Annotated in this window: 13 protein-coding genes; 6 read left to right on the plus strand and 7 right to left on the minus strand. The window is 68.0% G+C overall.

What is annotated here, in order from left to right; all coding sequences use genetic code 11:
- Positions 1-99 precede the first annotated feature (99 nt).
- Together AU187_RS14945 and AU187_RS14950 are read left to right on the plus strand one after the other, a co-directional pair.
- Positions 100-1,146 carry an NAD(P)H-dependent amine dehydrogenase family protein gene (locus tag AU187_RS14945; protein ID WP_059097994.1) on the plus strand — a complete coding sequence of 349 codons (1,047 nt, stop codon included), beginning with the start codon at positions 100-102 and terminating at the stop codon, positions 1,144-1,146.
- Positions 1,143-1,988 carry a patatin-like phospholipase family protein gene (locus AU187_RS14950; RefSeq protein WP_059097993.1) on the plus strand — a complete coding sequence of 282 codons (846 nt, stop codon included), beginning with the start codon at positions 1,143-1,145 and terminating at the stop codon, positions 1,986-1,988. Before AU187_RS14945 ends, AU187_RS14950 begins: the two co-directional genes overlap by 4 nt.
- On the opposite strand, the gene AU187_RS14955 is transcribed toward AU187_RS14950, so the two are convergent.
- Together AU187_RS14955 and lpqV are read right to left on the minus strand one after the other, a co-directional pair.
- On the minus strand, positions 1,985-2,980 hold the full coding sequence (locus AU187_RS14955; RefSeq protein WP_082683850.1) for a patatin-like phospholipase family protein: 996 nt from the start codon (positions 2,978-2,980) through the stop codon (positions 1,985-1,987). The two genes, AU187_RS14950 and AU187_RS14955, sit on opposite strands and share 4 nt — an antisense overlap.
- A 28-nt stretch (positions 2,981-3,008) precedes the next feature.
- Entirely contained in the window at positions 3,009-3,440 is a 432-nt protein-coding gene (gene lpqV, locus AU187_RS14960) for a lipoprotein LpqV (RefSeq protein WP_059097992.1), read from the minus strand.
- A 236-nt stretch (positions 3,441-3,676) separates the two neighbouring features.
- On the opposite strand from lpqV, the gene AU187_RS14965 reads away from it, so the two are divergent.
- On the plus strand, positions 3,677-4,222 hold the full coding sequence (locus tag AU187_RS14965) for a cysteine dioxygenase (protein WP_059097991.1): 546 nt from the start codon (positions 3,677-3,679) through the stop codon (positions 4,220-4,222).
- Between the two features lies 1 nt (position 4,223).
- Complete coding sequence (locus AU187_RS14970; protein ID WP_059097990.1) at positions 4,224-4,598, plus strand: rhodanese-like domain-containing protein; 375 nt, start codon at positions 4,224-4,226, stop codon at positions 4,596-4,598.
- Here AU187_RS14970 and AU187_RS14975 read toward each other — a convergent pair.
- The 3 genes from AU187_RS14975 to AU187_RS14985 are packed head-to-tail and all read right to left on the minus strand — an operon-like array spanning position 4,595 to position 8,139.
- Positions 4,595-6,310 carry an alpha/beta hydrolase gene (locus AU187_RS14975; RefSeq protein ID WP_059166886.1) on the minus strand — a complete coding sequence of 572 codons (1,716 nt, stop codon included), beginning with the start codon at positions 6,308-6,310 and terminating at the stop codon, positions 4,595-4,597. The two genes, AU187_RS14970 and AU187_RS14975, sit on opposite strands and share 4 nt — an antisense overlap.
- Positions 6,311-6,319: 9 nt before the next feature.
- On the minus strand, positions 6,320-7,093 hold the full coding sequence (locus AU187_RS14980; RefSeq protein WP_059097988.1) for an enoyl-CoA hydratase: 774 nt from the start codon (positions 7,091-7,093) through the stop codon (positions 6,320-6,322).
- On the minus strand, positions 7,093-8,139 hold the full coding sequence (locus tag AU187_RS14985) for an enoyl-CoA hydratase/isomerase family protein (RefSeq protein ID WP_059097987.1): 1,047 nt from the start codon (positions 8,137-8,139) through the stop codon (positions 7,093-7,095). The genes AU187_RS14980 and AU187_RS14985 overlap by 1 nt, the downstream gene beginning before the upstream one ends.
- 164 nt (positions 8,140-8,303) lie before the next feature.
- On the opposite strand from AU187_RS14985, the gene AU187_RS14990 reads away from it, so the two are divergent.
- Complete coding sequence (locus AU187_RS14990) at positions 8,304-9,158, plus strand: Bax inhibitor-1/YccA family protein (protein ID WP_059098418.1); 855 nt, start codon at positions 8,304-8,306, stop codon at positions 9,156-9,158.
- Positions 9,159-9,293: 135 nt separating this feature from the next.
- Positions 9,294-10,163 (plus strand): putative endonuclease domain-containing protein, encoded by an 870-nt coding sequence (locus AU187_RS14995; protein WP_082683849.1) that lies wholly within the window; start codon positions 9,294-9,296, stop codon positions 10,161-10,163.
- Between the two features lie 37 nt (positions 10,164-10,200).
- On the opposite strand, the gene AU187_RS15000 is transcribed toward AU187_RS14995, so the two are convergent.
- Both AU187_RS15000 and AU187_RS15005 read right to left on the minus strand, forming a co-directional pair.
- Entirely contained in the window at positions 10,201-11,418 is a 1,218-nt protein-coding gene (locus AU187_RS15000) for an acetyl-CoA C-acetyltransferase (RefSeq protein ID WP_059098416.1), read from the minus strand.
- Positions 11,419-11,452: 34 nt separating this feature from the next.
- Entirely contained in the window at positions 11,453-12,445 is a 993-nt protein-coding gene (locus AU187_RS15005; RefSeq protein ID WP_059097986.1) for an SGNH/GDSL hydrolase family protein, read from the minus strand.
- Positions 12,446-12,593: the final 148 nt, after the last annotated feature.

Below are 12,593 nucleotides of genomic sequence, written 5' to 3' on the forward strand. Positions count from 1 at the left end.
GGCTGGATCCGCGGTCTGCGATTGTGACCCGCAGCCCCGGGTTGTGGTGTAGACCTGCAAGAGTAGAACGTGTTCTAGTTTCGTGGTGAAGGAGTCGGTATGGGCCTGCGGGTCGTGCAGTGGGCAACCGGAGGTGTCGGCGTCGCAGCGATCAAGGGCGTGCTCGAACATCCCGAACTCGAACTCGTCGGCTGCTGGGTGCACTCATCGCACAAGGCGGGCAAGGACGTCGGTGAGATCATCGGCATCGAACCACTGGGCGTCACCGCCACCGACAGCCTCGATGAGATCCTCGCCCTCGACGCTGATGCGGTGATCTATTCACCGTTGCTGCCGGATCCGGACGTGGTGGCGGCGCTGCTGCGGTCCGGTAAGAACGTCGTCACCCCCGTCGGGTGGGTGTACCCGAGCGACCGGCAGGGCACGCCGTTGCGGGAGGCCGCAATCGCGGGCAACGCGACGTTGCACGGCACCGGCATCGCTCCGGGCGGCATCAGCGAGAAGTTCCCGCTGCTGTTCTCCGCCTTCTCAACGGGCGTGACTTTCGTTCGCGCCGAGGAGTTTTCGGATCTACGGACTTACGAAGCGCCCGATGTCGTTCGGCACGTGATGGGGTTCGGCGAAGTCCCGGACAAGGCGCTCAGCGGGCCGATGCAGAAGTTGCTCGACGGAGGCTTCATCCAGGCCGTGAACATGATCGTCGACAAGGTCGGCTTCCGCGCGGACCCGAAAATCCGCTCCGCACAGGAGATCGCCGTCGCGACTGCGCCCATCGAATCACCGATCGGTGTCATCGAGCCGGGACAGGTCGCGGGCCGCAAGTTCCACTGGGAAGCGCTCGTGGCCGACGAACCGGTGGTGCGGGTGACCGTGAACTGGTTGATGGGTGAGGAGAATCTCGATCCCGCTTGGACGTTCGGCCCGGAAGGCCAGCGGTACGAGATGGAGGTCCGGGGCAACCCGGACGTCAACATCGTCGTCAAGGGCTTCCAGTCGGCGGTCGGCGGCGAGGGACCGGAGTACGGCATCGTCGGCACCGCTGCGCACTGCGTGAACTCGGTACCGGCGGTGTGTGCCGCCGCGCCCGGCATCGCGACGTATCTGGACCTGCCGTTGATCAGCGGCAGGGCGGCGCCGGGACTGTGAGGAGACGAGCACTGGTTCTCGCCGGCGGCGGGGTGGCGGGAATCGCATGGGAGACCGGCATCCTGACCGGTATCGCCGACGAGTCCCCCGCGATGGCGGAGACGCTGCTGACCTCCCACGGCCTGGTCGGCACCTCGGCGGGTTCGACGGTCGCGGCGCAACTGGGCAGCGGCCTCGGGTTGTCCGCGCTGTTCGACAGGCAGACCGCGGCGAGGTCCGCGGAGCTCGACCCGGGCGCGGGCATCGAGGAGATCACCGAGATGTTCCTCGCCGCGATGACCGAGCCCGGTTCGAAAACCGAGAAACTGCAGCGGATCGGCGCGATCGCGGTGGCCGCCGAGACCGTCGCCGAACCGGTACGGCGCGCGGTGATCGAGCAGCGGCTGCCGTCGCACGACTGGCCGGACCGCGACCTGCGCATCGCGGCGATCGACACCGCGACCGGCGAACTGGTCGCGTTCGACCGCGCGTCGGGCGTCTCGCTGGTCGACGCGGTCGCAGCAAGTTGCGCGGTGCCGGGCGTGTGGCCGCCGGTCACCATCGGCGGGCGGCGGTTCATGGACGGCGGCGTCGGCAGCACGGTCAACCTCGCGCTCGCCGATGACTGTGAGGTGGCCGTCGCGCTGATCCCGCAGGGCCTCTCCTCACCGTCGCCCTTCGGGAGCCGAACCAGGGAAGAGGTCGCCGCGCGCAACGCCTTCGGCGTGTTCGCCGACGACGAGGCGCTGGCCGCGTTCGGGGCCAACCCGCTGGACCCCGCCTGCCGGATCCCGTCGGCACACGCCGGTCGGCGGCAGGGCAGGCGAGTGGCCGCTCAGGTGGCCGAGTACCTCGAGCTCTAATCTTCAGTAGCGGAGGGGATTTCGCGACGCCGCGGCTTCTCGAGCGCATCAAGTGCGGCTGCGGTCAGCTCGACACCGACATCGATCACCTCCGCTGCGCGGTGAAACTCCAGGCTCCGGCATGCCGAACGCGGCACCTCGATGAGTAGATCGGGTGGGTAGCCGGCCAGCTGGTGCCGCGCCAGCGCCGCCTGGGCGATGTCGATGGTGCGGTTCATCACCTCGAAGCTGCCGAGTTTGGGGACCACGGCCGCTTCCTTGGTCGCGTCGACGAGTTCCTCGTCGCTGTCTGTCGGCGCAAGGTCTTCGTCGGAGCCGGCGCCGAAGCGGCCCAGCACCGCATTGGACTCGAACAGCGACGTGGTGCTGCGCCACACCCGAGCCAACCATTCGCTGGTCATGCGCGATCCGGGTTCGGTCGGCTCCTCGGCGCCACCGGATTCGCTGCCCGCCAGGGACACCGCGATGGTCAGGTCGGCGTTGACGGCCGCGATCGGCGCCATCGGCAGCGGTTCGAGGATGCCGCCGTCGGCGAGCAGGCGGCCGTCGAGTAGGTGCGGTGCGATCACGCCCGGGATCGCGATCGAGGCCCGGATCGCGGCGTCCACCGGCCCACGCTGCAGCCACACCGACTTGCCGGCGATCAGGTCGGTCGACACCGCGGTGTAGGGGATCGGTAGGTCCTCGATCCTGACCTCGCCGAGGATGTCACGCACCGCGTCGAGGATCTTGGTGGCGCGCAGCACGCCCGCAGCGGTGATCGAGGGGTCGAGCAAGCGCAGCACCGCGCCCTGGGTCAGCGACTGCGCCCAGTCCGTGAATTGGTCGAGCCTTCCCGCCGCCCGCAGCCCACCGACCAGCGCCCCCATGGAGGAGCCGGCGATGCCGACGATCTCGTAGCCGCGGTCCTGCAGCTCTTCGATCACCCCGATGTGGGCGTACCCGCGGGCGCCGCCGCTGCCCAGCGCCAGCGCCACCCGCTTGCCAGCCATACCGCCATTGTCGCGCGCGGGCGGCGGGCTAGCCGCAGAGGCCGTCGGCGGCCGCCCGCACGGCGACGATGACCGCGGCCTGCCGCGGCGGCGGCAACGCAGACCACGCGGTGTCGTAGGTGCCTGGCCCCGCCGAATCCGTGGTCTGCAGCATGCCGAGGTACGGCTCGATCTGCTCCTTCGGGTCGCCGCCCTGCTCGGCCATCCACTGCCTGGCCGTGGTGCAGGCCTTGGAGTACTCCTCCTCGGTCGACTCGGCGGGCGCCCCGACCGCCGTGGTGACGCCGCCAGGGGAGACCGCGACGGAACCCGGTGCCGCAGTGGGCGTTTCCGAGCTGGTTTCGGTGGCGGTCGGAGATGAGGGCTCGTCGGGCGTGGTTTCGGTGCCCGACGAGCATCCCGCGATGACGCCTGCCATCGTGACGGCCGCCACGACGAGATGACCAGAGTGCCTGCGCATGCCCGCCAATTTAGAGTGTGTCGAGCAGATCCCCTAGCCAGGCCTGCACCGTCGACTTCGGCTCAGCGTGATTTTGAGCCGCAGGGTCCCGGTGGCCAGCGGTTATCCGGTTCGCTCGCCGGCTGCGGGGCTGCATGCCACGGGGTGGCTGTGAGACTGGGTGCATGACGACCGGACGCCAGGAGTGTTGCGGGGCTTAGCGCCCCGCCCGTCTCGCCCCTTCTTCTGGAGTTGTCATGGCCGCCTCTGCAGTCCTGCCCGCTGCCGTCCCGGCAGTCTCCGCGCCGACACGGCTGCGGTTACCCGATCTGTTGCTCGCCGCCGATCGCGGTGCCGACGATGTGCTCGCCGGTCGCTACGACCACCTGATGCCCCTCGGCGGTCCGCCCACCGACGAGCGGTGGTTCACCCGCCTTCACGGTGACGACGAACTCGACATCTGGTTGATCAGCTGGGCGCCGGACCGGTCGACCGAATTGCACGACCACGGCGGGTCCCTCGGGGCGCTGACTGTCGTGTCCGGCGCGCTGCGGGAAACCCGCTGGGACGGTGGAGCTTTGCGGCATCGTCGGCTGTCCGCGGGCGATCAGGCCGCCTTTCCGCTGGGATGGGTGCACGACGTGGTTCGGGCGCCCGAGCGTGATACCTCGGCTCCGGTCGTGTCGACGCTGAGCGTGCACGCATATTCGCCGCCGCTCACCGCGATGTCCTACTACGAGGTGACGAAACGGAAAACGTTGCGCCGGAACCGCACCGAGCTCACGGATGCGCCGGAGGGTTGACATGAGCAGTCGAATCGAACGGGTCCTGGACGACGCTCGCGCGCGGCTGCGCCGGTTGCCGGCCTCGGAGGTGCCCGGCGCGTTGGGCCGGGGCGCCATCCTGGTCGACATCCGGCCACAGGCGCAACGTGCGCGCGAGGGTGAGGTCACCGGAGCGCTGGTGATCGAGCGCAATGTGCTCGAGTGGCGCTGCGATCCGACGAGCGATGCGCGGCTGCCGCTGGCCGTCGACGACGATGTCGAGTGGGTGGTGCTGTGCTCGGAGGGTTACACCTCGAGCCTGGCCGCCGCATCGCTGCTCGACCTCGGCCTGCGCCGGGCGACCGACGTGATCGGCGGGTACCACGCGCTGAAGGCCGAAGGGGTTGTCGTCTAGGCGTTTTCGTCGTTGGACAACAGCGGCCTCAAACGTTCGGTTTTCTCCGGCGTCCAGCCCGGGGGCTGCAGGACCGCCGCCCATGCGTCGGCCACATTCTTGACGTAGACGTGGCCGTGCCCGTCGGGCACGTCGACGGCGACCGCCATGTCCGCCGACACCTGCAGGAACGTCACCACCGGGATCCACTGCATCCGCCCCGATACGTCGTATCCCCGAGGCTCTTTGAGCCAATCAGGTTCGGCGAACAGCAGATCCGGATCGAACCAGGCGATCGGGTCCGAAGCGTGCTGCAGATACACGACCCGGGGACTGCCCCATGGCTCGTCGGGCCGGCCCAGGTCTTCGGCGCGGGCGGCGAAGCGGACGTTCTCACCCTTGTCGAAGATCGGCAGCCACATCGGCGAACCCGAGTCGCGGTCGCGGGTGAGCTGCGTCCAGATCGTGTTGTTGAACGTCGGGCCGCTGAACAGCGCGCCGTCCGTGCGCGCGATGAGGGTGTTGAGCGCGAGGAACGGCGCCTCGCCGCCGAACGAGCCGAGGCTTTCGCCGAAGACGACCAGGCGTGGCCGCTGTTCCTCGGGCATCTCGCGGATCAGCGCGTCGACGGCCTCGAACAGCGCCTGTCCGGCCTGTCGCGCGTTCTCACGGTCCACCAGGAACGACAACCAGCTCGGCAGGAACGAGTACTGCATCGACACGATCGCGGTGTCGCCGTTGTACATGTACTCCAGCGCCGAGGCTTCCGCCTCGTTGATCCACCCGGTGCCGGTGGTGGTGGCCACCGCGACCACTTGGCGGTTCAGACCGCCGGTGCGCTGCAACTCCCGGGCAGCCAACTCGGCGGTGGCCTTGATCCCGTCGGCGGAATGCAGGCCGGCGTAGGCACGGATCGGCTCGACGGCCGGCCGCCCGTTGAACGCGGTCAACTCCTCGACCGTCGGGCCCGCGGCCACGAACACCCGGCCCTGGTGGCCGAGCGACTCCCAGCTCGCCAGCGACTGTGGCCCGCCCGACCGCAACGGCGATGTCGGCGCTGCGAAGTCCGGGTCGGTCTCGTCGTTGACCGCGGAGAACGTACGGTTGATGGTGCTCATCGCGAAGCGCACCACAATGCCGTTGAGCAGCGCGACCGTGAGCGCGATCAGTAACGCCACCACTACGACGGCCGAGACCCGCGGCGGCGCAAAGCGTTCGAGTTGGCGCACCAGGAAGCGCACCAGCCTGCCGATCAACTGGCCGATCTCGACGAGCACGAACAGCGTCACGATCGACAGCACAGCGGTCAGTGGGTGATCCCAGAAGCCCAGTCGCGGTACGCCATTGAGGTCGCGCACCTCGTCCTGCCAGATGTGGAAGTAGATGATCATCAGGATCTGGCCGACGACGCCGACGATCACCAGCGCGATCCAGGCCTGCCGGGGCGCGGGCGGACTGCTGTCCTTCGACCGCATGTAGCGCACCAGCCAGACCGCGAACACGCCGAGGCCGTAGCCGAAAGCGCCGGCGGCACCGCTGACCAGACCCTGGAACAGCGGGCCACGCGGTAACAGTGAGGGCGTCAGCGAGAGCCAGATGAACACCAGCCCGACCGCGGTTCCGGTGAACGTGTAGTGGCGCAGCCACCAGGGCTTGGCAGCTGGCTTCTCGGCGGGTCTGTCCTGCGGCGGCGCTTCGACTGTCGGCTCTGTGTCGCCGCGGGTTTCGGTCACCCCCGCAGATTAACGGTGGCGGAAGTTGGCGGGGCGTTTCTCGGTGAACGCGTTCATGCCCTCGGTCTGGTCTTCGGTGGCGAACGCCGAATGGAACAGCCTGCGCTCGTAGAGGAGTCCTTCGGCGAGCGTCGTCTCGAACGCGCGGTCGACGGCTTCCTTGGCCATCCGCGAGGCCGACAGCGACATTCCCGCGATGGTCTTGGCGACCGCGTTGGCTTCGTCGAGCAGGCTGTCGGCGGGCACCACGCGCGACACCAGGCCGGCGCGTTCGGCCTCCTCGGCGTCCATGTTTCGACCGGTGAGGATCAGGTCCATCGCCTTGGCCTTGCCGACGGCCCGGGTGAGCCGTTGCGAGCCTCCCATGCCGGGCAGCACACCGAGTTTGATCTCGGGCTGGCCGAATTTCGCGGTGTCGGCGGCGATCAGCAGATCGCACATCATCGCCAATTCGCAACCACCGCCGAGGGCGTATCCGGCGACGGCGGCGATCGTGGGTGTTCGGGTGGCGGCGAACCGGTTCCAGGCGGCGAAGAAGTCGCTTCCGAACACGTCGGCGAACGACAGGCCGGCCATCTCTTTGATGTCCGCGCCCGCGGCGAACGCCTTCTCGTTCCCGGTGATGATGATGGCGCCGATCGCGGGGTCGTTGTCCAATTCGGCTGCCGCGGAGGTGACTTCGTGCATCACCTGGCTGTTGAGGGCGTTGAGCGCCTTCGGCCGGTTCAAGGTGATCGTCGCAACCCGGTCGTCACGGGTGACCAGAATGGTCTCGTAGCTCATCAGAACTCCAATTCGCGGTCGGCCGGCGCGAAGTAGTCCTCGACGTCGGCGGTGGTGACGGCCGCCAGCGAGGCAGGCGACCACTTCGGGTTGCGGTCCTTGTCGACGACCTGGGCGCGGATGCCCTCGACGAAGTCGTGGGAGCGCAATGAACCGCACGAGGTTCGGTATTCCTGCCGCAGCACGTCTTCGAGTGTGTCGAGTTTCGCGGCGCGGCGCAGGGCTTCCAACGCGACGGACACCGAGATCGGCGAGCGGGTCTCGATCAGGTCGGCAGCGTCGACGGCGGGCCCGGCGTCGTGTCCCCGCAGCGCGGCGACGATGTCGGCCACCGTGTCGTTCGCGTAGCACTGGTCGATCCAGTCGCGCTGTGCGACAAGGTTGCTCGGCGGCGGCTCGGTGGCGTGCGCGGCCAGCGCGGCGTCGATGCCGTCATCGATGAGCTTGGCCTTGAAGTCGGCGAGCCGGTCGTGGGGCACGAAGTGGTCGGCGAATCCCATCGCGATCGCGTCGGCGCCGTCGAAGTTCGCGCCAGTCAGCGCGGCGTGGCGGCCGAGCAGGCCGGGCGCGTGCGACAGGATCAGCGTGCCGCCGACGTCGGGGACGAAGCCGATGCCGACCTCGGGCATCGCCATCTTGGTGGTGTCGGTGACGACGCGCACGCTGCCGTGGGCGCTGACGCCGACGCCGCCGCCCATGACGATGCCATCCATCAGCGCGACGTACGGCTTGCTGAACCGGCCGATCTGGGCGTTGAGCAGGTATTCGTCGTACCAGAACGCCCGCGCTTCGCGCCCTTTTTCGGGGCCGTCGGCTTTGGCGCTGTGATAGAGCGCGACGATGTCGCCGCCGGCGCACAGGCCGCGTTCGCCGGCGCCGTCGACCACGACGGCGGTGACGGCGTCGTCGTTCTCCCACTCGGCGAGCGCGCGCGACATCGCGGTGACCATCCGATGGTTCAGCGAATTGATGGCCTTGGGCCGGTTGAGGGTGATGAGGCCGACGCCGCGGTCAACAGTTACTAGGACATCCTCGTTTTCGCCCACGGGTATGCAATGTAGAACGTCGCCCGGCCTGCGGCGGCTCCGGGTAGGGTTTCTGCTTGAAGACGCTGGAAAGTTCGGCGGCGCAGCCGGGAACCGACCAGGGGATCGAAACGTTGACGGTGTGTTCGCGAACGTCGAACCACATCACAGGAGAGGAACCGACGGTGCGGGAATCCAGCAACCCCGTATTCCGAACCCTGCCGAAGACGCAGGGCGGATATGCGCAATTCGGTACCGGAGCCGCGGGCTACGGTACGCAGGCGGTACACGCCGACCCCTATGTGACCCAGTACCCCGATCAGCGGCAGACCGGTGTCGCGCGGCCGTTGACCATCGACGACGTCGTCACCCGCACCGGCATCACGCTGGCGCTGCTGTCGGCCGTCGCCGTCGTCTCGTACTTCCTGGTCGCTCAGAACATCGGGCTAGCCATGCCGTTCACCCTGGTGGGTGCCCTCGGCGGGCTGGTGCTGGTGCTGATCGCCACGTTCGGCCGTAAGCAGGACAATCCCGGGATCGTGTTGAGCTACGCCGCGCTCGAGGGTCTGTTCCTCGGCGCGTTCTCGTTCGTCGTGGCCAACCTGATGGTGTCGGGTGTCAGCGCCGGTGCGCTGATCAGCCAGGCCGTGTTGGGCACGATCGGCGTGTTCGCCGGCATGCTCGTGGTCTACAAGACCGGCGCCATCCGGGTGACGCCGAAGTTCACCCGCTTCATCGTGGCCAGCCTGTTCGGCGTGGTCGTTTTGATGCTTGGCAACCTGGTGCTCGCGTTGTTCGGTGTCGGCGGCGGCGAGGGCCTCGGCCTGCGCAGCGGCGGCCCGATCGCGATCATCTTCTCGCTCGTCTGCATCGGCCTGGCGGCGTTCAGCTTCCTGATCGACTTCGACGCGGCCGATCAGATGATCCGCGCCGGTGCGCCGGAGAAGGCGGCGTGGGGCATCGCGCTCGGCCTGACCGTCACGCTGGTCTGGCTGTACATCGAGATCCTGCGGCTGCTGTCCTACTTCAACAGCGACTAGCAGCCTGACGAGAAGGCCCGGCACGAAATGTGCCGGGCTTTTTCATTTCCGCCGAAACTGCACACAGATCGCGATTCATCCACAGATCGCGATCTGTGTGCAGTTTCGGCGCATGATTTCGGCGAGAGTCGAGCCATGGCGATTCTCAACGAGCCCTTTGTCGGCAGTGAAGCCGTGATCAACGGTGCAATCCGCAAGCACGAGTTGCGGTCGCGCTACCGCACGGTCTTCCCAGATGTGTACATGTCGAAAGGCGTTGTGCCGTCACTGTACGACCGCGCGAAGGCGGCATGGTTGTGGTCGCATCGCGAAGGCGTGATGGTGGGGTTGACGGCGTCGGCGTTGCACGGCGCGAAGTGGGTCGATGACGATGCTCCGATCGAAATGCTGTGGCGCAACACGCGCGCGCCCCAAGGCATGCGGACCTACGACATGAGAGTGCCCTCCACGGAATACCAGGCTGGGCCGGGGTTCCCCATGACCACACTCGCGCGCACGGGCTTCGACATCGGGCGTCGGCAACCGCTGGATGAAGCGGTCGCCCGTCTCGATGCACTCGGCAACGCCACCGGCTTGAGTGCCGACGATGTGCTCGCGGTCGCTCGGTCGCATCGCGGGGCACGCGGTCTTCGACGTTTGGAAGAAGCGCTCAAGCTCTACGATGCCGGTGCCGCGTCGCCGAAAGAGACGTGGTTGCGGCTCTTGGTGATTCGCGCTGGCTACCCGCGGCCACAGACGCAGATACCGGTGCGCAGCCCCGACGGCTTACGTCAGTACTACCTCGACATGGGCTGGCCCGACATGACGTTGGCAGTCGAGTACGACGGCGAACAACATCGACTCGACCCGCGCGAGTACGCCTACGACATCCGGCGGTCAGAGGACGTCGCGGCGCTCGGCTGGACCCGGATCCGAGCGGTCAAGGCGCACTCCGGAGCCGACATCCTCCGCCGACTCGACCGAGCCTGGCGATCGAAACTGCACACAGATCGCGAAATTTCGTGAATTCGCGATCTGTGTGCAGTTTCGGCGAGAAGGGGAGCTAGGACAGCCGCTCGATCACCATCGCCATGCCCTGCCCGCCGCCGACACACATCGTCTCGAGCCCGAACGTCTTGTCGTGCGTCGTCAGGTTGTTCAACAGCGTGGTGGTGATCCGGGCGCCGGTCATGCCGAACGGATGGCCCAGCGCGATCGCACCGCCCGAGACGTTGAGCTTGTCCTCGTCCATGCCCAGCGCCCGCGCCGAACCCAGCACCTGCACGGCGAACGCCTCGTTGATCTCGTACAGGTCGATGTCGCCGATCGTCATCCCGGCGTTCGCGAGCGCCTTCTTCGTCGCCTCGATCGGGCCGAGACCCATGATCTCCGGCGACAACCCGCTCACCCCGGTCGAGACGACGCGCGCCAACGGGGTCAGTCCGAGTTCGCGAGCCTTGGTGTCCGACAGGATCACCAGCGCGGCGGCGCCGTCGTTCAGCGGGCAGGCGTTACCGGCGGTCACGGTGCCGTTCGGCCGGAAGACCGGCTTGAGTTGGCTGATCTTCTCGTACGTGGTGCCCGCGCGCGGGCCATCGTCCTTGGACACCGTGGACCCGTCGGGCAGTGTCACCGGCGTGATCTCGCGCTCGAAGAAGCCGCTGTTGATCGCTTCCTCAGCGCGGTTCTGCGACCGCACGCCCCAGCGGTCCTGGTCCTCGCGGCTGATCCCGGTGTGCAATGCGACGTTCTCCGCGGTCTGGCCCATCGCGATGTAGACGTCCGGCAGCGCGCCGTCCTCGCGCGGGTCACGCCATTCCTCGGCACCGGCGGCGGCCTGATCCGAGCGGCTCATCGCATCGGCGAACACCGGGTTCTTGCTGTCCGGCCAGCCGTCCGCAGTGCCTTTCGGGAAGCGCGAAACCGTCTCCACCCCAGCGGAAATGAACGCGTGACCCTCACCGGCCTTGATCGCGTGGAACGCCATCCGGGTGGTCTGCAGCGACGACGAACAGTAGCGGTTGACCGTGGTGCCCGGCAGAAAGTCGTAGCCGAGTTCGACGGCGACCGCCCTGCCGACGTTGAATCCGGCCTCGCCCGCCGGTTGGCCGCAGCCCATGATCAGGTCGTCGAGCTCGCGCGGGTCGAGCGCGGGCACCTTGTCCAACGCGGCGCGCACCATCTGCGCGGCCAGGTCGTCGGGCCGCATGTCGACCAGCGAACCCTTGGCGGCGCGCCCGATCGGCGACCGCGCGGTCGCGACAATGACGGCTTCAGGCATGGTGTCTCCTCGCATCGGTGGATATGAGGAAAACCTAGCTGGCGGGCACGACGATGGGTGCGGGGACCCTCCCCGGGCCAAGGCCGGGGACCCCACCCAGCACAGGTGCGGGGACCCCTGTCGACCTCCGCCACAGCCTGCTCAACCCGCCGACCCGGGCCAGCAGCGTAAAGCCTTCGCCCGACTGCGACTGCCACGGCAATTCCGCCGCCGCGCCACCGATCCACTCGCTCAACGCATTACACAGCGCGGGTAGCAGTTGGTTGGCGGCCAGCGCGTAGCCCGCACCGGATGGGTGGAACATGTCCGGGGAGAACAACGCGTCGGGGGTGGTGCGGAAGTGGGGTGCCAACAAGTCGGCCAGCGGCACGGGGATCCCGCCCGCAGACCGCACCGCTGCCGCCTGGGCGCGAGCCAGCCGCAAGCCGCGGCTGCGGGCGACCGAGCGCAACGGCTGCGGGATCGCGGTGATGACACCGAAGTCGGGGCAGGTGCCGACGACCACGACCGCACCCGCCGCTCGCAACCGGCGCACCCCCTCGCCGAGTCGGTGCGCCGACGGTCTGATGCCATTGGGGCGGGTGATGTCGTTGGCCCCGATCATGATCACTGCGGCGTCCGGCGGTGGTCCTGCGACGAACATCGCGTCGATCTGGCCCGAGAGCCCTTTCGACGTCGCCCCGACGATCGCCTTGGTGCTCAGCCGGATCCGTCGTCCCGAGATCTCGGCCAACCCGCGCGCCAGCAGGACCCCGGGCACTTCGTCCGCGGTGGTGGCTCCGTAGCCGGTCGCGGTGGAGTCGCCGAAGACCATCAGGTGCAGGTCGAAGGGCACGTCCCGGCGCCAGCGCTCGACGGGGCCACCGCCCGGCGCGTACACGCCGTCCGCGCGCGGCGGGATGTCCCACGCCTGCGGAATGACGCTGCGGGCCTGGTCAGCCTGCCCGATCAGCAGGTTCCGCATCCCGATGTATGCGGAACCGACCGAACCGAGCGTGGCCGCGGCCGCAAGGGCCATGGTGGTCATCCGTCGCGGTGTGCCCACGGATGAAAGTTTATGTCCGTTTCCCGGGCCACCCGCGTGGCGAGAGGCGAGGCGGGGTCACATTGCGGTATCAACTCCGGTATCGAATATGACTCGCTGATTGTTTGAATTGAACAGATGGTGTCAAGCT

Origin of the sequence: Mycobacterium sp. IS-1556 (assembly GCF_001499985.1) — a bacterium.
Classification (GTDB): Bacteria; Actinomycetota; Actinomycetes; order Mycobacteriales; family Mycobacteriaceae; genus Mycobacterium.